The sequence below is a fragment of the Sphingomonas adhaesiva genome (assembly GCF_002374855.1).
Classification (GTDB): Bacteria; Pseudomonadota; Alphaproteobacteria; order Sphingomonadales; family Sphingomonadaceae; genus Sphingomonas; species Sphingomonas adhaesiva.
The window spans coordinates 838,050-857,782 of sequence record NZ_NWVC01000001.1; the positions used below are offsets into that span (position 1 = coordinate 838,050).

General features: G+C 68.7%; 19 protein-coding genes. 3 read left to right on the plus strand and 16 right to left on the minus strand.

Translation table 11 applies throughout. The features are described from left to right. Nucleotides 1-4 precede the first annotated feature (4 nt). Together COA07_RS03980 and COA07_RS03985 are read left to right on the plus strand one after the other, a co-directional pair. Nucleotides 5-1,288 (plus strand): citrate synthase, encoded by a 1,284-nt coding sequence (locus tag COA07_RS03980; protein ID WP_066712766.1) that lies wholly within the window; start codon nt 5-7, stop codon nt 1,286-1,288. A gap of 6 nt (nt 1,289-1,294) precedes the next feature. After that, nucleotides 1,295-1,495: a hypothetical protein gene (locus tag COA07_RS03985; protein WP_066712769.1), complete on the plus strand. Its 201-nt coding sequence runs from the start codon at nt 1,295-1,297 to the stop codon at nt 1,493-1,495. A gap of 4 nt (nt 1,496-1,499) precedes the next feature. Here COA07_RS03985 and COA07_RS03990 read toward each other — a convergent pair whose 3' ends face one another. Genes COA07_RS03990 through COA07_RS04000 form a run of 3 tightly spaced genes read right to left on the minus strand, consistent with a single transcriptional unit; the run spans nt 1,500 to nt 5,162 of the window. After that, nucleotides 1,500-2,858, minus strand: a complete 1,359-nt coding sequence (locus COA07_RS03990) for a sensor histidine kinase (protein ID WP_096640457.1) — start codon at nt 2,856-2,858, stop codon at nt 1,500-1,502. Beyond that, nucleotides 2,855-3,946, minus strand: a complete 1,092-nt coding sequence (locus COA07_RS03995) for a DUF2336 domain-containing protein (RefSeq protein ID WP_066713815.1) — start codon at nt 3,944-3,946, stop codon at nt 2,855-2,857. Before COA07_RS03995 ends, COA07_RS03990 begins: the two co-directional genes overlap by 4 nt. 34 nt (nt 3,947-3,980) lie before the next feature. Continuing rightward, a complete protein-coding gene (locus tag COA07_RS04000; RefSeq protein ID WP_096640459.1) occupies nt 3,981-5,162 on the minus strand; it encodes a hypothetical protein in 1,182 nt (393 codons plus the stop codon). A 276-nt stretch (nt 5,163-5,438) separates the two neighbouring features. Here COA07_RS04000 and COA07_RS04005 point away from each other — a divergent pair, with 276 nt between their 5' ends. Further along, nucleotides 5,439-7,574, plus strand: coding sequence for a coiled-coil domain-containing protein (locus COA07_RS04005; RefSeq protein WP_245841989.1), 2,136 nt, complete (start codon nt 5,439-5,441; stop codon nt 7,572-7,574). 6 nt (nt 7,575-7,580) lie between these two features. Here the strand turns inward: COA07_RS04005 and COA07_RS04010 are convergent, their stop codons facing one another. The 13 genes from COA07_RS04010 to nuoI all read right to left on the minus strand — a co-directional run bounded on the left by COA07_RS04010 (nt 7,581) and on the right by nuoI (nt 19,732). Further along, entirely contained in the window at nt 7,581-8,480 is a 900-nt protein-coding gene (locus tag COA07_RS04010) for an aspartyl protease family protein (RefSeq protein WP_169803491.1), read from the minus strand. 38 nt (nt 8,481-8,518) lie between these two features. Further along, nucleotides 8,519-8,728 (minus strand): helix-turn-helix domain-containing protein, encoded by a 210-nt coding sequence (locus COA07_RS04015; protein ID WP_066707142.1) that lies wholly within the window; start codon nt 8,726-8,728, stop codon nt 8,519-8,521. Then, nucleotides 8,728-9,333, minus strand: coding sequence for a hypothetical protein (locus COA07_RS04020; protein WP_141396470.1), 606 nt, complete (start codon nt 9,331-9,333; stop codon nt 8,728-8,730). Before COA07_RS04020 ends, COA07_RS04015 begins: the two co-directional genes overlap by 1 nt. 104 nt (nt 9,334-9,437) lie before the next feature. Beyond that, nucleotides 9,438-9,716 carry a DUF1467 family protein gene (locus tag COA07_RS04025; RefSeq protein ID WP_066707147.1) on the minus strand — a complete coding sequence of 93 codons (279 nt, stop codon included), beginning with the start codon at nt 9,714-9,716 and terminating at the stop codon, nt 9,438-9,440. Between the two features lie 19 nt (nt 9,717-9,735). Continuing rightward, the gene (locus COA07_RS04030) at nt 9,736-11,379 is read right to left on the minus strand and encodes a ribonuclease J (protein WP_066707150.1); all 1,644 of its coding nucleotides are present in this window, start codon (nt 11,377-11,379) and stop codon (nt 9,736-9,738) included. Between the two features lie 87 nt (nt 11,380-11,466). Continuing rightward, nucleotides 11,467-12,264, minus strand: a complete 798-nt coding sequence (locus COA07_RS04035; RefSeq protein WP_066707153.1) for a type III pantothenate kinase — start codon at nt 12,262-12,264, stop codon at nt 11,467-11,469. An 18-nt stretch (nt 12,265-12,282) separates the two neighbouring features. Further along, the gene (locus COA07_RS04040) at nt 12,283-12,993 is read right to left on the minus strand and encodes a biotin--[acetyl-CoA-carboxylase] ligase (protein WP_083956691.1); all 711 of its coding nucleotides are present in this window, start codon (nt 12,991-12,993) and stop codon (nt 12,283-12,285) included. An 18-nt stretch (nt 12,994-13,011) separates the two neighbouring features. Further along, a complete protein-coding gene (gene nuoN, locus COA07_RS04045; RefSeq protein ID WP_066707156.1) occupies nt 13,012-14,472 on the minus strand; it encodes an NADH-quinone oxidoreductase subunit NuoN in 1,461 nt (486 codons plus the stop codon). Continuing rightward, nucleotides 14,472-16,025, minus strand: coding sequence for an NADH-quinone oxidoreductase subunit M (locus tag COA07_RS04050; RefSeq protein WP_255266729.1), 1,554 nt, complete (start codon nt 16,023-16,025; stop codon nt 14,472-14,474). The genes nuoN and COA07_RS04050 overlap by 1 nt, the downstream gene beginning before the upstream one ends. A 13-nt stretch (nt 16,026-16,038) precedes the next feature. After that, the gene (gene nuoL, locus COA07_RS04055; protein WP_066707159.1) at nt 16,039-18,183 is read right to left on the minus strand and encodes an NADH-quinone oxidoreductase subunit L; all 2,145 of its coding nucleotides are present in this window, start codon (nt 18,181-18,183) and stop codon (nt 16,039-16,041) included. A gap of 7 nt (nt 18,184-18,190) precedes the next feature. Next, a complete protein-coding gene (nuoK, locus tag COA07_RS04060; protein ID WP_082740649.1) occupies nt 18,191-18,505 on the minus strand; it encodes an NADH-quinone oxidoreductase subunit NuoK in 315 nt (104 codons plus the stop codon). Next, the gene (locus tag COA07_RS04065) at nt 18,502-19,113 is read right to left on the minus strand and encodes an NADH-quinone oxidoreductase subunit J (RefSeq protein WP_066486763.1); all 612 of its coding nucleotides are present in this window, start codon (nt 19,111-19,113) and stop codon (nt 18,502-18,504) included. The genes nuoK and COA07_RS04065 overlap by 4 nt, the downstream gene beginning before the upstream one ends. Nucleotides 19,114-19,246: 133 nt before the next feature. Beyond that, on the minus strand, nt 19,247-19,732 hold the full coding sequence (gene nuoI / locus COA07_RS04070) for an NADH-quinone oxidoreductase subunit NuoI (protein ID WP_066707162.1): 486 nt from the start codon (nt 19,730-19,732) through the stop codon (nt 19,247-19,249). Nucleotide 19,733: the final 1 nt, after the last annotated feature.

Below are 19,733 nucleotides of genomic sequence, written 5' to 3' on the forward strand. Positions count from 1 at the left end.
GACCATGACCGAAGCCGCCAAGCTGACTCTGTCGGGCCAGGATCACGACTATCCGGTGCTGTCCGGCTCGGTCGGCCCCGACGTGGTCGACATCCGCAAGCTGTATGGCCAGACCGGCGCGTTCACCTATGACCCCGGCTTCACCTCGACCGCGTCGTGCCAGTCGAAGCTGACGTACATCGACGGTGACGAAGGCGTGCTGCTGCACCGCGGCTATCCGATCGGCGAGCTGGCTGAACAGTCCAGCTTCATGGAAGTGTGCTACCTGCTGCTGAACGGCGAGCTGCCGAATACGGACGAGCTGGAGAAGTTCAGCTGGACGATCAGCCGCCACACGATGGTGCACGAACAGCTGGCGCAGTTCTTCCGCGGTTTCCGCCGCGATGCGCACCCGATGGCGATCATGTGCGGCGTCGTCGGCGCGCTATCGGCCTTCTATCACGATTCCACCGACATCCACGATCCGCAGCAGCGCATGATCGCGTCGCACCGGCTGATCGCGAAGATGCCGACGATCGCGGCGATGGCGTACAAGTACAGCGTCGGCCAGCCGTTCCTGTATCCGGACAATTCGCTGTCCTACACCGGCAACTTCCTGCGCATGACCTTCGGCGTGCCGGCGGAGCCGTATGAGGTGAACCCGGCGGTCGAAAAGGCGATGGACCGCATCTTCATCCTCCACGCCGACCACGAACAGAATGCGTCGACCTCGACTGTGCGTCTGGCCGGTTCGTCGGGTGCCAATCCGTTCGCGTGCATCGCGGCGGGCATCGCCTGCCTGTGGGGTCCGGCGCATGGCGGCGCGAACGAGGCGGCGCTCAACATGCTGCACGAGATCGGCACGCCGGAGCGTATTCCCGAGTTCATCGCCCGGGCGAAGGACAAGAACGATCCATTCCGCCTGATGGGCTTCGGCCATCGCGTGTACAAGAACTACGATCCGCGCGCGACCGTCATGCAGAAGACGGTGCGTGAGGTGTTCGAGGCGTTGAACGTCCAGGATCCGCTGTTTGAAACCGCGCTGCGACTGGAGGAAATCGCGCTGAGCGACGATTATTTCGTCGAGAAGAAGCTGTTCCCGAACGTCGATTTCTACTCGGGCGTCATCCTGTCCGCGATAGGCTTCCCGACCAGCATGTTCACCGTGCTGTTCGCGCTCGCCCGCACCGTCGGCTGGGTCGCGCAGTGGAACGAGATGATCACCGATCCCGACCAGAAGATCGGCCGTCCGCGCCAGCTGTACACCGGCCCGACGCAGCGCGCCTACGTCCCCGTCGGCCAGCGTTGACCTGACATGCGCCGCCTCCGGCCGATCCTGCTTGCGGTGGGCGTCATGCTGACGCTCACCGGGCTGTTGTGGATCGGCCAGGGGCTGGGATACGTCCATTGGCCGGAATCGAGCTTCATGCTCGATCAGCGCCAATGGGCGAACTATGGCAGCATCGTCGCCGCGTTCGGCCTGCTGCTGATACTGGCGGGGCGCCGCCTGCGCTGATCGCCTACCGCGCCGGCAACGTCAGGATGAACCGCGCGCCCGTGCCCGGCGCGCTGTCGATGGTCAGGTCGCCGTCCATCGCCCGCGCCAGCCGCCGCGCGATATACAGGCCCAGCCCGCTGCCGCCCGGTTCGGACGTGTCGACCCGTTCGAACTTGGCGAAGATGCGTTCCTGATCCGCGGGCGCGATTCCCTTGCCCTGGTCCGCGACGATCACCACCGCGCGGTCGCCGTCGCGCTGCAACCGCAGCCACACGGTCGATCCGGGCGGCGAGTAACGCACCGCATTGCCGATCAGATTAACCATGATCTGCAACGCGCGGCGGAACTCCCCCAGCGCGGGCAGCGGCCGGTCGCAGTCGGACCGGTCGATCGTCACCTGCCCGTCGCTGGCGCGCACCGCCAGCAGTCCGGCGGCGCGGCGCGCGATATCGGCCAGGTCGACGATCTCGCGCTCCACCACGAAATTGTCGCGCTCGATCGCCTCCAGGTCGACCAGATCGTCGACCAGCCCCAGCAGGTGCCGCCCCGCGCTGGCGATATCGGCGGCGTAATCGGCGTAATGCGGGTCCAGCGCGCCGTCGGCGGCCAGATGGATGCTGTCGGCATTGGCGATGATCCGCCCCAGCGGGCCGCGCAATATCTGCTCCAGCCGCGCATTGAACGCGAGCGTCAGCCCGGCCGGTTCGCCAGCCGGCGCATCGGCGACGATCGGCGTGTCGGCGGCGAAGGTGCTCCCGACGAACCCCGCAAAGCCCCCCGCCGCATCCAGCCGCACACTACCCGCCAGCGTCACCGGGGCGCCCGTCGCGCGGATCGTCGCGGACTGATGATCGAAATCGGCGCGCGCGCTCATCGCCTCCAGCAACGGCATCGCGCCCTCGTCGTCGGCGTCCAGCGCGAACAGCCGGGTCAACGCGGCGCCCTGCATCGCCACCGCATCGAACCCGGCGCGCGCGCCCGCCTCGGGGGCCAGGCGGATCAGCCGCAGCTCGGCATCGACCTCCCATGTCCAGTCGGCACCCGGGGGCGGCGGCACCTCGGCCAGCGTCACCGCCGCGGCGGGCGCCTGCCACGCCGGGCGCTCGCGCACCAGCGAGATCGCCAGCGCCACGCCCTCCTCGCGCGGGGTCGCCTTCACCCAGCAGTCGATATCCGCCTCGGCATCCGCGATCGTCACCGCGCGCGCGACGATGATCCGCAGCCGCCGCGCCAGCCGCACGATCGTCGCGAACTGCGGCACCGCCAGCGGCGCGCCGATGCGCCCCCCGGCACGCGTGTTGATCGCGGCGAAGCCCGCATCGGCCTCGACCAGCCGATCGGTGCGATCGACGCTGGCGGTCAGGATAGACAACGCGCTCACGACGCGCGCGTCCGCGCCAGCGTGCGCAGCGCCGCGCGATAGTCACGCGGCATCGCCAACGGCGCGACCACCAGCGCGGCCGTGTCCGGCGACAGCGCGGCGACCGGATCGAGCGCATCGGCCAGCCGCTCGGCATCGCGCGCCGCATCCGCTTCGGAAAGCAGCCAGCCGATCCGTGCCATATCCTCGCGCGCGAACGCCAGCGCGCGCAGCGCCAGCCACAAACGGTCGCTGTCGCCGTCCAGCATCAGCGCGCGGGCATCCCCCGGCTCCACCGCCAGCGCGCGCGCCAGCAGTGCCGAAAACAGGATCGAGCGGCCCTCAACCAGCGCCTCCAGCAGCAGCCGCGGCATGTCCGCGGGCGTCGCGTCGATCGCGCCGGCCAGCTGCGCCGCCACCGCCTCAACCCGCTCGCCCTCGTCATAGGCGGCGATGCTGCGCTGCGTGGCCTCCACCAGCGCGCGGTCGATCGCGCCGTCGGCCTGCACCGCGCCCAGCCGCTCGCGCAGCGCCGCTGCGATCCACCAGGCCAGCCGGTAATATAGCTCGCCCGGCAGTTCGGCGCGCCGCTCCGCCGCGGGCAGCCGGCGACGCCCGTCCGCGACCAGATACGCGACCGCGCGCGTCCGCACGACGCCATCGCCGCTTTCCGCCAGCCGCCCCAGAAGCGCGGCGGTGGTGCCGGGCATCCGGTTGGCGATCAGCGCCGCGTCGATCAGGTCGATGCGCGCCTGCGCGATGATTTCCCCCATCACCTCCGAATCGCGCAGCACGCCTGCCTCGATCAGCCGGTCGAGCGTCATCGTGCGATTGGCGGTCAGGATGCCCGCCACGTCGTCCAGCCCGCGCGCCACCAGCAGGCGGGCGGCATGGCCGGCGATCTCGCGCTCCAGCGCGGTAACGGTCGCCTCGGTCATGCGCAGGATCGCGATGCGCGTGCGCTCGTCCAAACGGTGGCGTTCAGCAAGGAAGATGTCGGCCATCGCGGTCGCCAGCCGCTCGTCCGCGCGCCGATCCGCCGCCGCGACATAGGCCGCGACGGTATCGGGGTCGTCGTGACCGCCCGCGGAAAAAGGCTTTGCCGACATGCGCCCGCTGTAGCCGCGCTTCGTTAACTAGCCGCTAAGCCTGTCGCCGCAACGCCTCGACCGCCGCCACCAGCGTCGCCCCGCCGTACAGCGCCACCAGCGCCAGCCCCAGCGTCGGCCAGCCCGCCACCGCGAACAGCGCCAGGATCGCCAGATAGGCCGGCGCCGTGCCCCACCAGCCGCGCCGCTGCACCGCGCTCGCGGCGCGCTCCGCCACCCCGCCCGCGACCGTCGCGCCCAGCGCCAGCAGCCGCGCGGTGGTGGTCGCCGCCTGCGCATCGACGACGTGCCCCAGCAGCAGCACCGCCACGGCCGGCATCGCCAGGATCGCGATGCGCATCGCGCGCAGGTGATGCTCTTCGTCGCGGAACAGCGCGACGGCGCCGGCGATCTCCGCCACCAGCACCGCGACCAGCACCGCCGCCAGCCCGATCGCGGGCCAGCCGAGCGCCAGCGTCGCGATCCCCAGCGTCGCCGCGCCCGCCGCGGTGCCGACGATCGCGCCGGTACCGATCCCGCGCCGTGCAATCGGCGGGATCGCCACCCGCGCGAGCGGGCGCAGCACGATGCGGTCGAACCAGCCCGGCCGCACCGCCATTGACGCCGACAGCACCGCGCGCCCGCGCTCCTCCAGCGCGGCGGCGCGGCGTTCGATGCCGTGCCCCAGTTCCATGTCGTCCAGCCGCAGCGACACGTGCCGTGCGCCCGCCTGCTCGGCGGCGTGGAGCAGGGTGGATTGCAGGTCGTAATCCTCCGGCAACCGCGCGGCATCGGCCAGCCGGCGCGCGTCGATCCGCGCCACGCCGGCCCATGCCTCGCCCCCGCCGACCCGCTCGAACGCGGGCGAGGCCTGCGTCCCCGGCACGGTCAGCAGCGCATCGCCGCCCTCCCCGGCCAGCGCGTGGATCACGCCCTCGGTCGTCACCAGTCCGTCGGCGACCATCACGATCCGCGCCAGCGGGTGCAGCCGCGCCAGCGCCTCCGCGGCGGTGCGCACCGTGTCCACCGCCACCCCGCGCCGCCCGATCCGCGCCAGCGCGCCGACCAGTTCCGGGGTCAGCCGCTGCACCACCACCACGATCTGCGCCGCATCGGACGCGATCAGCAGCCGCGCCTGGTACTCGATCAGCGTCGCGGCCGCGAACGGCAGCGTCGCCGCGAGGATTCCGGGGCGATCCTCTGCCTCATGGGTCGCGAACAATAAGCCTGCCAGCATGGCCCGGCTGTTAGGGTCAGGACCGATTACTGGCAACGGTGATCGCCCGATGCGACCGACGGAGCCTGTCATGATGCCGAAACGGCTTCCCGGATCGGGTAAAACTGTTAAACCCGGAGCATGAACGGGGGGCCGTCGATCATCGAATTCCGCGCAACGGACAGCGACACGCCATCGCCGGGCCGCGACATGCAACCCTTTGACGAGGCGCCCTTGCCCGTGAGCGACCACGCCGATCCGCACGATGAGGTCGCACCGTCCCGCCGCGGGGCCATCTTGGGGTGGGCCGTGATCGTGGTGGCGCTGGCGTGGGTCGGGCTGGTCGTGTGGCTGGCACGCGATTCGCTGGCGGGGATGCCGCAGCTGGCGCTGGCGCAATTCGGCGCGACGCTCGCCACCGTGCCCGCGCTGGCAGGCATCGTCTGGCTCGCCGCGCTGCGCACCAGCCGCAGCGAGGCGCAGCGGTTCGGCGCGACCGCGCGGCAGATGCGCACCGAGGCCGCGGCGCTGGGCGACACCGTCGCCGCGCTGGGCCATGCGATCGAGGAACGGCGCGTGGCGCTGGCCGAGCAGGTGCGGCTGCTGACCGCGCTGGGCGATGCCGCGACTGCCCGCCTCGCCTCGATCGGGCGCGGCCTGTCGGAGGAGATCGACCAGGCCGACGTCCATGCCCGCGCGCTCGCCCATGCCGCCGACATGGCGCAGGCGCAGCTGACCACGTTGCTGTCCGCGCTGCCCCGCGCCGCGCAGGAAACCCGCACGCTGACCGAAAGCATCGACCAGGCCGGCGTCGTCGCCAGCGAGCACACCGCCGGGCTGGACGCGCAGGTCGCCGCGCTGATCGCGCGCAGCCGCGATGCCGAGACGATCGCGGGCGGCGCGGCGGAGAAGCTCGCCGCCTATATGCAGCGGATGGAGACGACCAGCGAGACGGCGGGCGCGCGGCTGGAGACAGTTACGTCTGATGCCGCCGCCGCGGTCGACGCCCTTCTTGATCGCACCGCCAGCGCGATCGACCAGTCGCGCAAGGGGCTGTCGGCGCAGGGCGACGCGCTGCTCGCGATGGTCGCCGCCAACCAGACCGCGCTCGACCAGTCGGCGCGCGAGAGCGCCGAGGCGCTGGCCGAGCGGATCGGCCTGATCGAGATCGTGATCGAGCGGATCGCCGGCCGGCTGGACGCGCAGCAGATCGCCGGTCGCCAGATCTTCGATTCGCTGGAAATGGGCGTCGCGCGCGCCGAAACGCGGTTCGAGGCGCTCCACGCCACCGGGACAGAGCGCAGCCAGCAACTCGCCGCGACGGTCAGCGCGCTGCAGGCGACCGCCGAGGCGCTGTCGGTGGCGATGGATGCGGGCAACCAGTCCGCCGAACGTACGATCGCGACCACCGAGCATCTGCTGGTCGCGCTCGACGCCGCCGCGCGCGAGATGGACGAGACGATGCCGGAGGCGATCGCCCGCCTGGAAGCGCGCGTCGCATCCACCAAGCAGGTGATCGTCGCCGCCAAGCCAGAGCTGCTCGCACTCGTTACCGCCGCCGAAAGCACCCACGACGCGATCGAGGCGGTGGCGCAGGTCGTCGCCGAGCAGCGCCAGACGGTCGAGACGCTGACCGTCAAGCTCAACGAGGTGCTCGACAAGGGCCGTGGTCAGGCCGGGTTGATCGCCGACGCGGTCGAACAGGCCGCCCGCCGCGCCGACGACCTGACCGAGGAGGCTGCGCCGCGGTTGCTGGAGGCGCTGCTGCGCGTCCGCGAAACCGCCGCGACCGCCGCCGATCACGCCCGCGACGCGCTCGCCCGCGTCATCCCGGAGGCCGCCGTGGCGCTGGAAAGCGCGGGCGTCGCGGCGCTCAGCCGCGCGGTCGACAGCGGCGTGGCGCAGCAGGTCGAACAGGTCGCGCAGGTCGCCGAGGCCGCCGTCGCCGCCACGGCGCGTGCCGGCGAGCGGCTGCAACAGCAGTTGACGGGGATCGAGGCGACGATCGCGCTGGTCGACCAGCGGCTGGAGGAAGCGCGCGCCGCCGGCGAAGAAGCCGACCGCGACAGCTTCGCACGGCGTGCCTCGCTGCTGATCGAATCGCTCAATTCTGCGTCGATCGACCTCACCCGCACCTTCGCGCCGGAAATTTCCGACAGTGCCTGGGCCGCCTATCTGAAGGGCGACCGCGGCGTCTTCACCCGCCGCGCGGTGCGGTTGCTGGACGGCAGCGAGCAGCGCGACGTCGCGCGGCTGTACGACGACGACCCGTCGTTCCGCGAACAGGTCAACCGCTACATCCACGATTTCGAGGCGATGCTGCGCACCATCCTGGCGCAACGCGACGGCTCGCCGCTGGGCGTGACGCTGCTGTCGTCGGACATGGGCAAGCTCTACGTCGCGCTGGCGCAGGCTATCGAACGCCTGCGCTGAGCGCGGTCACCGGGGCGCGGCCGCCCCCGAGCAGCGGGAGCGATCGAACCAGAACCGCCCGGCCTGGTGATCGTAGACCAGTCGCTGGCCGATCATCGCGTTGATGCCCAGGATCATCGCCGGCCCGTCGCCGATCCCGAAGCTTTTGAACACTGACAGATCGGCGACCCGCACCGTCACGTCGCGTACCGTGCGGCTGGCGAACGTCACCGCCCCCACCTTGCCCTCACGCGTGCCCGTCGCCTCCCCCGCCGCGCCGTACAGCGTCTCTCCCCGCCCGAAGCTGTCGCTGTCGATCCCAGCAGCGCGGGCAAACGCGGTATTGATCTGCGTTCCCCGCGATCCCGTATCCAGTACCGCGATACCGGCCGTGCCGTTGACCGTGACGGGCAGCGTCAACTGCGTACCTTCCGCCACCGTCCCCCCGCGGATCATCACGGCTCCGCGCGTCAGGATACGACGCATCGACACGGGCTTGGGCAGCAACGATACGGTACGGCACGGAAAGTCGAAGATCGAGACCGCGCCGTCCATCAGGTCGTTCCCCGTCACCCCCGCAGCGATCTCCGCATCCTTGCGATCCGGCAGGCCGGTGACGTCGACGTCGCGGATCGTGCGGCCGTCGACCGAGATACTATCCAGCCGATAGGTCGGCATCGTCGCCGCGCCGGTCATCCCCACCACGCGGATCGGCGTCCCGGCCTTCAGCGCCTGCTGGCGTGCGAACCATTCATAGACGTGCGTGCCGTCCGCCCCGGTGTCCAGGATGAACGGCACCGTCCCCTTGCCGTTGACGAACGCGGGCACGACCAGATGGCCGTTCCCCGCCGGGGTCAGCGGGACGGACGATCCCGCGGGAGCGGCGAACAACAGGCACGACGCGGCAATCGCCGAAAACGGACGCATGGTCTTCTCCATCCTTGTGTGAACAGGTCGTCGCCCGATCAGCTATCGGGCAGATATTCCAGAAGATCCCCGGGCTGGCAGTCGAGGTGGCGGCAGATCGCCTCCAGCGTCTCGAACCGCAGCCCCTTCACCTTGCCCGATTTGAAAAGCGACAGGTTCGCCTCGGTCGCGCCGATCGCCTGCGCCAGTTCCTTCGAACGCATCTTGCGCCTGGCCAGCATGACGTCGAGCCGGACGACGATCGCCATCAGAAGAACCCGGCGCGGTCGCGTTCGATCTCCGCGCCGAATGCGATGACGTTGACGAACGCGAACAACAACATGCCGAGGACCGCCGCGTCGAGCTGTCGCCACTCCAGCTTGACCGCCACCGGGCTCATGCCGGCGGCATACAGGACCGCGTGGGTGACGAGCGGGACGATCGCATAGGCGATCAGCGCCCATGCGATGCGACGCATCAGCATCCCGTTGACGGCGGTGAAGATCATCCGCCGCGCGTACAGGCGGAACAGCCCGACCAGGCTGGCCAGGATCACCAGGCCGGGGATCAGTCGAAGGATGAGGAGCGCCGCCGCCAGCGTCGATTGCCAGATCGCGTAACGCGAGATGGTCACGAAGCCCGCCGGCACGGCATCGCCGGCGTCACGCGTAACGATGAACGCGAAACCGCCGTCGAGCATTCCGGCATGGTCACCCACCCGGAACAGCAGCAGCATGACCTGCAGCGCCGCGGTCGCCGCCATCGCGGTCATCACCGCGCAGGCGACGGCGAAGTACACGCGCCCCCGCCGCTCAAGGGTATCGGCCGATCCCGCCTGCTCGGCCATCGTCGCTGGTTCGTAAGGTCGAATCATGCTGCCTCCGTCCGGCAGCATACCCACGAATTATCGAAATACGATAATTATTTTCAACCCGCCGAAACTGGCTCCATGGCATTCCGGGCATTTCACGTCCGGCGTCAGTCCACCGCATTCGCCGGATCGGCCAGGTCCAGCATCCCCGCCGTCACCCAGCCGAATTCGTAATTCGCGACGAACAGCGCGAACAGGATCGTCGCCACGATCGTCGTGCGCACCACCACCTTCTTCAGCGAGAATTCGTGCGGCGCACTTTCCGCGGTGCCGGGGACGTGCTCGCCCCCTGCCTCGGCGGTGGTGCGCACCCCGAACGGCAGCACCAGGAAGACCGAAAAGGCCCAGAACAGGATGTAGATCGCCAACAGCGACGTCCAGCGCATGATCGCCGCCCCGCCCGCGTCAGACCTGGACGATCACGACGTCGACCACCGGCTTCTTGCCGGTCCAGCGCGTCGCGACGCGGCGCACCGCCAGCCGCACGTCCTCGCGCAGGCGATCGCGGTCGCGCACGCGGCCCTCCATCGCCTCGGTCGCGGCCTCGACCGCCTCGGCCATGAACGGCTCGCGCTCCTCCTCGACCGGAATGCCCTGGAAGCGGACGTCCGGGATACCGCCGGCGCGGCCGTTGCGGTCCACCGCGATCCCGACAGAGATCGTGCCGTTCACCGCGATGCGGCGGCGGTCGTTGATCGTCCCGCCGTCGGCCGGCAGGATCACGTCACCGTCCAGCACGAGCCGCCCCACCGGCACGTCGCCGATCTTCTTCGGCCCTTCGGGCGCCAGCCGCACCATGTCGCCGTTGGTCTGGACATGCACCGCGCCGATCCCCTGCGACAGGCCGAAGCGCGCATGTTCCATCAGGTGCCGCATCTCGCCATGCACCGGCACCAGCGTCTTGGGGCGCAGCCATTCGTACATCTTGGCCAGTTCCGGGCGACCGGGGTGGCCGGAGACATGGACGTGCGCCTGCCGCTCGGTCACCATCTCCACGCCCTTGGCCGCCAGCTGGTTCTGGATGCGGCCGACCGCCACTTCGTTGCCGGGGATTTGCCGCGCGGAGAAGATCACCATGTCGCCCTGGTCGAGCGAGATCTGGTGCGATCCGTCCGCGATCCGCGCCAGCGCCGCGCGCGGCTCGCCCTGCCCCCCGGTCGCGACGATCAGCACGCGGTTGCGCGGCATTCGCATCGCGGCATCGACGTCGATCGTGTCCGGAAAGTCCTTGAGGTAGCCGGTCGCCTTGGCGACGCGGATGATCCGGTCCAGCGAGCGCCCGGTGACGCACAGCTTGCGCCCCGTCTCCTGCGCCACCTTGCCCAGCGTCGACAGCCGCGCGGCGTTGGAGGCGAAGGTGGTGACGACCACCCGCCCGCGCGCCCGCGCGACGCTTTCGGCCAGCCCCTTGCGCACGCTCGCCTCGCTGCCCGACGGTTCGGTGTTGAAGGCGTTGGTGGAATCGCACACCAGCACGTCGATGCCGCGCTTGCCGATCGCGGTCAGCTCCTCGGGGGTGGACGGCTTGCCGATCACCGGCGTGGCATCCAGCTTCCAGTCGCCGGTGTGGAACACGCGGCCCGCCTTGGTTTCGATCAGCAGCGCATTGGCTTCCGGGATCGAGTGCGACAGCGGCACCATCTCGACGCGGAACGGCCCGACGTTGAACGGCTCGCGCGCATGGACCATGCGGATCTTGACGCGATCCTCGATCCGTTCCTCCTCCAGCTTGCCGCGCACCAGCCCGGCGGTGAAGGGAGTGGCGTAGATCGGTACGCCCAGATCCTCGGCCAGATACGGCAGCGCGCCGATATGGTCCTCATGCCCGTGGGTGAGGACGATCCCGACCAGATCGGACAGGCGCTCCTCGATGAAGCGCAGGTCGGGCAGGATTACGTCGATCCCGGGATAATGCGCATCGGCGAAGGTCACGCCGCAATCGACCATCAGCCATTTGCCGGCATGGCCATAAAGGATGACGTTCATCCCGATCTCGCCCGATCCGCCGAGCGCGCAGAAAAGAAGTTCGTTGGTCTTGGGGGTGGTCATTCGAATCCTTCGGTCATCGTCCCGGCGAGGTGGCGGCGCGGAGCCGCGGCATGGCTATCGTCGCTTCGGGACGGGAAAAAATACAGTTCAGCGGGCAATATGGACCCGTTCCCACATGATCGCCAGACCCTGTATGGTCAGGTCCGGTTCGATCGCGTCGAAGACATTGGTGTGGCGCTCGAACAGCGTGGCCAGCCCGCCGGTGGCGACCACCTTCACCGGGCGCCCCACCTCGTGCTTCATCCGCGCGACCAGCCCCTCGATCATCGCGATATAGCCCCAGTAGATGCCGATGTTCATCTGGTCGACGGTGTTGCGGCCGATCACGCTCACCGGCCCTTCCGGCGCCTCGATCGCGATGCGCGGCAGCTTGGCGGCGGCATTGACCAGCGCGTCGAGCGACAGGTTGATGCCCGGCGCGATGATTCCGCCCTTGTACGCGCCGGTGTAGTCCGAATGGTCGACCGTCGTCGCGGTACCGAAATCGATGACGATCAGGTCGCCCGGGTGCAGCGCATGCGCCGCGATCGTGTTGACCGCGCGGTCCGCGCCCAGATTCTGCGGCTCGTCGACATCCAGCGCCAGCCCCCATTCCAGCGGCGCCCGCCCGGCGACCAACGCCTCGGTTCGGAAATATTTCGATGCCAGCACCTGCAGGTTGTGGAGCGCGCGCGGGACGACGGTGGAGATCACTACCGCCTCCACATCGTCGCGGCTGAATCCTTCCAGCGCCAGCAATTGGCTCAGCCACACCGCATATTCGTCGGCGGTGCGGCGCGGGTCGGTGGCGATGCGCCAGCGCGCCTTGATCTCGCGCCCGCCGGCGCCGGCGGCCACCAGCGCGAAGACGATATTGGTGTTGCCGGCATCGACCGCGAGCAGCATGGCCTCTCCCCTTCCGTCTTATACCAGGAACACGTCGCCGGCGTGAATGACACGCCGTTCGCCGTCCGCCAAGCGCAGCGTCAGCGCGCCCTGCGCGTCCAGCCCGTCGAATGCGCCCTCCACCGCCTCGCCATCGGGCAGGCGCGCAATCAGCGGCGTTCCCGGCGGGTGGGCGCGCTCGCCCCAGCGCGCCACCACCGGCGCCAGCCCATCGCGCCGCCACCATGCCAGCCACGCGGCGAACAGTTCCGCCAGCCGGTCGAGCAGCGCGGCGGCATCGGTCGCGGATCCCTGCGCCGCCAGACTGGTCGCCTCGCGGTCCGGCAGATCGGGATGATGCGCCACGTTGACGCCCACGCCGATCACCACCCAGTCACCGGCGCGCTCCAGCAGGATGCCCGACAGCTTGGCCGGCCCCAGCAGCAGGTCGTTGGGCCATTTGAGCGCCAGCCGCCCGGCGCGCTGCGCCGGCAAGGCGTCGCGGACCGTCTCCTCCACTGCCACCGCCGCGACCAGCGCCAGCGTGGGCGGCGCCGGATCGCCCGGCACGATGCGCACCAGCGTGCTGGCGTAAAGGTTGCCGACGGGCGACTGCCACGGCCGCCCTTGCCGCCCGCGCCCCTGCGTCTGGCGCTCCGCGCGCAGCCACAGCCCCTCCTCGCCACCGCCATCGCGCGCGATCGCCAGCAGGTCGGCGTTGGTCGACCCCGTCTGCGCGACGGTGACGATGCGCGGCACGAAGCGTGCTTAGAACAGGCTGTTCGCGGCGGCGAGCGTCCAGGCGGTCAGCGCCGGGATCAGCAGATAGCCGAGCGGCGAGATGATGACCGCCGCCACCGCGATCAACCCGCCCTCCACCGCATCACCACGGCCATAGGGCGCGGCCGGCTCGTCGAAGTACATCGTCTTGACGATCCGCAGATAGTAATAGGCGCCGATCACGCTCATCGCGATGCCGACCACCGCCAGCGGGAATAGCCCCGCCTCGACCGCGGCGTAGAAGACCGCGAACTTGGCGTAGAAGCCGAACAGCGGCGGGATGCCGGCCAGCGAGAACATGAACATCGCCAGCGCCGCCGCCAGCCCCGGGCGCGAGCGCGACAGGCCCGCCAGGCTCGCGATCGTCTCGACCGGCTGGCCGTCCTCATCGCGCATCTGCAGCACCACCAGGAAGCTGCCCAGCGTCATGACGATATAAATAGCCATGTACGTCATCACCGACGCCACGCCCTCCGGCGTGCCCGCGGCCAGGCCGATCAGCGCGAAGCCGACGTTGTTGATCGACGAATAGGCCAGCAGCCGCTTGATGTTCTGCTGCCCGATCGCCGCGACCGCGCCGAGCAGGATCGAGGCGAGCGCCGCGAAGATCACGATCTGCCGCCACTGGTCGTGCGCCGGGCCCATCGCCTCCACCGCAACGCGCACGCCCAGCGCCATCGCCGCGACCTTGGGCGCGGACGCGAAGAAGCCGGTCACCGGGGTCGGCGCACCTTCGTACACGTCGGGCGTCCACATGTGGAACGGCACCGCCGACATCTTGAACGCCAGCCCCGCGAACACGAACACCAGCCCGAACAGCAGGCCGATCGCCTTGCCGTTGCCGGTCAGCGGCGCGGCGGCATAGGCGCCCGCGACCTCGTCGAACAGCGTCGATCCAGTGAAGCCATAGACCAGGCTGATCCCGTACAGCAGGATGCCGGAGGCCAGCGCGCCGAGCACGAAATACTTCAGCCCCGCCTCCGCCGAGCGCGTGTCCTGCCGCATGAAGCTGGCCAGCACGTAGGCGGCAAGGCTCTGCAGTTCGAGGCCGACGTACAGCATCAGCAGGTCGGACGCCGACACCATGATCCCCATGCCGCACGCCGACAGCAGGATCAGCACCGGATATTCGGGGCGCAGGTTATCGCCCGCGGTCCGCTTGAAAAAATCGGGCGCCATGATGATCGACACCGCCGCCGCGGCGTAGATCAGCACCTTGGCGAACGCGGCAAAGGCATCGGCGCGATACATGCCGTAGAAGGCCGATCCGCCCGACGAGGCCGGGCCGGTCAGCGCGATGCACGCGCCCGCCAGCACCGCCACCGCCGTCCACGACACCGCGCGGGTCGCGGCCGGGCCGCCCCAGGCGGCGACCAGCATCAGCGCGATCGCGCCCAGCGCCAGCACCAGCTCCGGCAGGGTCATCGCAAGATTGGCGGCGTAATCCATCAGTGCGCACTCCCCGGCGCTTCATGGCCCGTGGCGGGCGTTTCGGCGTGGGCGGCGGGTACGATCCCGGTGCCCTTCGTCGGGCGCGAATCCCCGGCCGGCCTGGCGCGCTCGATCCGCGCCAGCAGAATCTGCGTGTCCTTGCGCATCGGCGCCAGGAAGCTTTCCGGATAGACGCCCATCCACAGGACCGCCGCGGCGATCGGTACCAGCAGCCACAGTTCGCGCGCCGACAGGTCGGGCATCGCGCGCACCTCTTCGGACGTGATCTCGCCCCACACGACGCGGCGGTACAGGTACAGCATGTACGCCGCGCCCAGGATGATGCCGGTCGTGCACAGCAGCGCGATCGTGGTCGACACCTTGTACGTGCCCATCAGGCTCAGCAGTTCGCCGACGAAGTTGCTGGTGCCCGGCAACCCGATCGACGCCATGGTGAACAGCAGGAACAGGATCGCATAGCGCGGCATGTTGATCGCCAGGCCGCCGTAGCGGCTGATCTCACGCGTGTGCAGCCGGTCGTAGATGACGCCGACGCACAGGAACAGCGCGCCCGATACCAGGCCGTGGCCCAGCATCACCATCATCGCGCCCTCGATCCCCTGCGCGTTGAACGCGAACAGGCCGATCGTCACGATCGCCATGTGCGCGACCGAGGAATAGGCGATCAGCTTCTTCATGTCCGACTGCACCAACGCGACGAGGCTGGTGTAGATCACGGCCACCGCGCTCAGCCCGAACACCAGCCAGACGAGGCTGGCCGACGCTTCCGGGAACATCGGCAGGCTGAAGCGCAGGAAGCCGTAGCCGCCCAGCTTCAGCAGCACGCCCGCCAGGATCACCGAGCCGGCGGTCGGCGCCTGCACGTGCGCGTCGGGCAGCCAGGTGTGGACCGGCCACATCGGCATCTTCACCGCGAACGACGCGAAGAACGCCAGCCACAGCCACGTCTGCACCTGCGGCGGGAAGTCGTAGTTGAGGAGCACCGGGATGCTGGTCGTTCCCGCGGTGATGCTCATGTACAGCATCGCGATGAACATCAGCAGCGAACCCAGCAGCGTGTACAGGAAGAACTTGTACGACGCGTAGATGCGGTTCACCCCGCCCCAGATGCCGATGATGAGGAACATCGGGATCAGGCCGGCTTCGAAGAAGATGTAGAACAGGAACAGGTCCTGCGCCGCGAAGGTGCCGATCATCAGCACCTCGGTCAGCAGGAACGCCGCCATATATTCGGGCACGCGCTTTTCGATCGCCTGCCAGCTGGCGCCGATGCAGATCGGCATCAGGAACACCGACAGCGCGATCAGCAACAGCGCATAGCCGTCGATGCCCAGCGCCCAGGCGAAGCGCCCGAACACCGGCGCATATTCGACGAACTGCCACTGCGCGCCGCCGACGTCGAACGACGTCCACAGCACCACGCCCAGCGCAAGGTCGATCAGCGTCGCCGCCAGCGCGGTCCAGCGCGCGGCGGAGGCGGAAAGGAAGAGGCAGGCGACCGCGGCGACGGCCGGGATCGCGAGCATCAGCGACAGGATCGGGAACGACACGTTACTGACCCCCTCAGCCCGCGATCGCCCAGGTGATCGCGGCGGTAAGCCCGATCAGCATGACGAAGGCATAGGTATAGACATATCCGGTTTGCAGGCGGCCGGCGACGCGGCTGCCCAGTTGCACCACCCAGGCCGATCCGTTCGGCCCGAAGCGGTCGATCGTCCCTTCGTCACCGCGATGCCACAGCACGCGGCCGATCGCGAAGGCGGGGCGGACGAACAGGAAGTTGTACAGCTCGTCGAAATACCATTTGCGCAGCAGGAACTGGTAGATCGGCTGGAACGTGTCCGCGAACTTCGCCGGGAACGACGGCGAGCGGATATACGCGGCCCATGCGATCAGCAGCCCGGTCAGCATCACCACCGTCGCCGACAGCTTCACGAACAGCGGCACCTCGTGCATTTCATGCATCAGATGTTCGTTGAAGAACAACGCGCCCTTCCAGAAGCCGCCCGCGCTCTCCGGGTCGATGAAAAAGCCGTGGAAGACGAACCCGGCCGCGACCGCGCCCACCGACAGCAGGATCAGCGGGATCAGCATCACCAGCGGGCTTTCGTGCGGATGGTAGCCGCCGGTGCCCTTCGGCATGTCGTTGAAGCCACGCGCGTCGACATGTGGCGCGTGGCCGGCGTCTTCCTGCGCCGCGACGCCGTGATGCGCCTCGTCGGCATGATCGTCATGGCCGTGCGCGTGCCCGTCATGAGCCTGGCCGTCATGCGCATGGGCATGATCGTCATGCGCATCATGGCCGTGCGCGTCGTGAAGCGCGTGCTGGATATGCTCCGACGCGGCCCAGCGCGGTTCGCCCCAGAAGGTCAGGAACATCAGCCGCCACGAATAGAAGCTGGTCAGCAGCGCCGCGAACACGCCGACCATCGACGCCACCGGCGCGCCGCCGGCCCAGGCCACTTCGATGATCGCGTCCTTGGAATGGTACCCCGCGAACCCGCCGATGCCGTAGATGCCCACGCCAGTGATCGCCAGCGTACCCAGCAGCATCGCCCAGAAGGTGACCGGGATCGCCTTCCGCAGGCCGCCGTAATAGCGCATGTCCTGTTCGTGGTGCATCGCATGGATGACCGATCCCGCACCCAGGAACAGCAGCGCCTTGAAGAAGGCGTGCGTGAACAGGTGGAACATCGCCGCGCCATAGGCGCCGACACCCGCGGCGAAGAACATGTAACCCAGCTGCGAACAGGTCGAATAGGCGATGACGCGCTTGATGTCGGTCTGCGTGGTGCCGACGGTCGCTGCGAACAGGCAGGTCGCGGCGCCGATGAAGGTGATGAAGCCCATCGCGGTCGGGGACATTTCGAACATCGGCGACAGGCGGCACACCATGAACACGCCCGCGGTCACCATCGTGGCGGCATGGATCAGCGCCGACACCGGGGTCGGCCCCTCCATCGCATCGGGCAGCCAGGTGTGCAGCCCCAGCTGCGCCGACTTGCCCATCGCGCCGACGAACAGCAACAGGCAGATGACGGTCATCGTGTCCGCGCGGAACCACAGGAAGCCGATCGTCGACCCGCCCATCGTCGGCGCCGCCGCCAGGATCGCGGGGATCGAAACGGTATCGAACACCAGATAGGTGCCGAAGATGCCGAGCATGAAGCCCAGGTCGCCGACGCGGTTGACGACGAACGCCTTGATCGCCGCGGCATTGGCGCTGGGCTTGCGGAACCAGAAGCCGATCAGCAGGTAGCTGGCCAGGCCCACGCCTTCCCAGCCGAAGAACATCTGGATCAGGTTGTCCGCGGTCACCAGCATCAGCATCGCGAAGGTGAACAGCGACAGATAGGCGAAGAAGCGCGGCTGGTCCGGCTCCTCGCTCATATAGCCCCAGCTATAGAGGTGGACGAGCGCGGAGACGCTGGTGATGACCACCAGCATGACCGCGGTCAGCGCATCGACGCGCAGCGCCCACGACACGTCGAACGTGCCGGAGGTCATGAAGTGCAGCACCGGCGTGACGGTCGCTTCGCTGCTGCCCGCCAGGAAGCCGATGAACACCGGCCACGACAGCGCGCACGACACGAACAGCGCGCCGGTGGTCACCACCTTGGGCAGCGTCGCGCCGAACGACTTGTTGGCGAAGCCGGCGACGATCGCCGCGACCAGCGGCAGGAAGACGATGAAGAGGATCGAGGTCACGGAAATCTTACCCCTTCATCCGGCTGGGATCGTCGACCGAGATCGAGCCGCGGCCGCGGAAGAAGATGACGATGATGGCCAGGCCGATCGCGGATTCACCCGCGGCCACCGTCAGCACGAACATCGCGAACACCTGCCCCACCAGATCCTGCAACGCGGCGGAAAAGGCGACCAGGTTGATGTTCACCGCCAGCAGGATCAGCTCGATCGCCATCAGGATGACGATGATGTTCTTGCGGTTGAGGAAGATGCCCAGCACGCCCATCGTGAACAGCAACGCTGCCACGACGAGGTAATGGATCAGGCCGACGCCACCCGTCACAGCTGTACCCCCTGGCCCACGTCGGGCTTCATGTTGCGTGTCGCATCCTGCGGACGCCGCGCGATCTGCCGCGCGATATTCTGATAGCGCGCGCCCGAGCGTTCGCGGTGCGTCAGCACGATCGCGCCGATCATCGCGACCAGCAGCACCAGCCCCGCGCCCTCGAACACGAACAGGTAGCGCGAATACAGCAGGTTGCCGATCTGGACGATGTTCGGGACGGTCGCCTCGCTGGGCGCGGCGCGGCGCGCCAGGTCGATCCCGCCCGCGCTCCATGCGAACACGCCGATCAGGATCTCGCATACCAGCGCCACCGCCAGCACCAGCCCGATCCCGAAGTAGCGGACGAACCCGGCGCGCAGCTCGGCGAAGTCGATGTCCAGCATCATGACCACGAACAGGAACAGCACCGCGACGGCGCCGACGTACACGATCACCAGCAGCATCGCGATGAACTCGGCACCCACCAGCACCATCAGCCCGGCGGCGTTGAAGAACGCCAGGATCAGCCACAGCACCGAATGCACCGGGTTGCGCGACGAAATCGTCATCGCACCGGAAATCAGCACCACGGCGGCGAACAGATAAAAGGCGATGGCCTGGATCACCGAACCAGCTCCGTCACCCCAGCGCAGGCTGGGGTCTCTAGCGAAAAGGATGCGCCCCTGCGGCACGAGGCCCCAGCTTTCGCTGCGGCGACAGTTGAGAGAATCATGTCGGCCCCCGAACCCACGCGAGCGCCTACCGGTACGGCGCGTCGGCGGCAAGGTTCGCCGCGATCGCGCTTTCCCAACGGTCGCCGTTGTCGAGCAACTTGGCCTTGTCGTAGATCAGCTCCTCGCGCGTCTCGGTCGCGAAATCCAGGTTCGGCCCCTCGACGATCGCGTCGACCGGGCACGCTTCCTGGCACAGCCCGCAATAGATGCACTTGGTCATGTCGATGTCGTAGCGGGTCGTGCGGCGGCTGCCGTCGTCGCGCGGCTCGGCCTCGATCGTGATCGCCTGCGCCGGGCACACCGCTTCGCACAGCTTGCACGCGATGCAGCGTTCCTCGCCGTTGGGATAACGGCGCAGCGCATGCTCGCCGCGGAAGCGCGGGCTCAGCGGGTTCTTCTCGTACGGATAGTTGATCGTCGCCTTTGGCTTGAAGAAATACTTCAGCGTCAGCGCATGTGCCTTCACGAACTCCCAGAGCGTGAACGCCTTGATCGTGGATGCGATACCCATC

What these genes read in the sequence shown, in the direction of transcription:
- COA07_RS03980 (WP_066712766.1), top strand. Translation starts at nt 5, where the DNA reads ATGACCGAAGCCGCCAAGCTGACTCTGTCGGGCCAGGATCACGACTAT.
- COA07_RS03985 (WP_066712769.1), top strand. Translation starts at nt 1,295, where the DNA reads ATGCGCCGCCTCCGGCCGATCCTGCTTGCGGTGGGCGTCATGCTGACG.
- COA07_RS03995 (WP_066713815.1), bottom strand. Translation starts at nt 3,946, where the DNA reads ATGTCGGCAAAGCCTTTTTCCGCGGGCGGTCACGACGACCCCGATACC.
- COA07_RS04000 (WP_096640459.1), bottom strand. Translation starts at nt 5,162, where the DNA reads ATGCTGGCAGGCTTATTGTTCGCGACCCATGAGGCAGAGGATCGCCCC.
- COA07_RS04010 (WP_169803491.1), bottom strand. Translation starts at nt 8,480, where the DNA reads ATGCGTCCGTTTTCGGCGATTGCCGCGTCGTGCCTGTTGTTCGCCGCT.
- COA07_RS04015 (WP_066707142.1), bottom strand. Translation starts at nt 8,728, where the DNA reads ATGGCGATCGTCGTCCGGCTCGACGTCATGCTGGCCAGGCGCAAGATG.
- COA07_RS04020 (WP_141396470.1), bottom strand. Translation starts at nt 9,333, where the DNA reads ATGATTCGACCTTACGAACCAGCGACGATGGCCGAGCAGGCGGGATCG.
- COA07_RS04025 (WP_066707147.1), bottom strand. Translation starts at nt 9,716, where the DNA reads ATGCGCTGGACGTCGCTGTTGGCGATCTACATCCTGTTCTGGGCCTTT.
- COA07_RS04030 (WP_066707150.1), bottom strand. Translation starts at nt 11,379, where the DNA reads ATGACCACCCCCAAGACCAACGAACTTCTTTTCTGCGCGCTCGGCGGA.
- COA07_RS04035 (WP_066707153.1), bottom strand. Translation starts at nt 12,264, where the DNA reads ATGCTGCTCGCGGTCGATGCCGGCAACACCAATATCGTCTTCGCGCTG.
- nuoN (WP_066707156.1), bottom strand. Translation starts at nt 14,472, where the DNA reads ATGGATTACGCCGCCAATCTTGCGATGACCCTGCCGGAGCTGGTGCTG.
- nuoI (WP_066707162.1), bottom strand. Translation starts at nt 19,732, where the DNA reads ATGGGTATCGCATCCACGATCAAGGCGTTCACGCTCTGGGAGTTCGTG.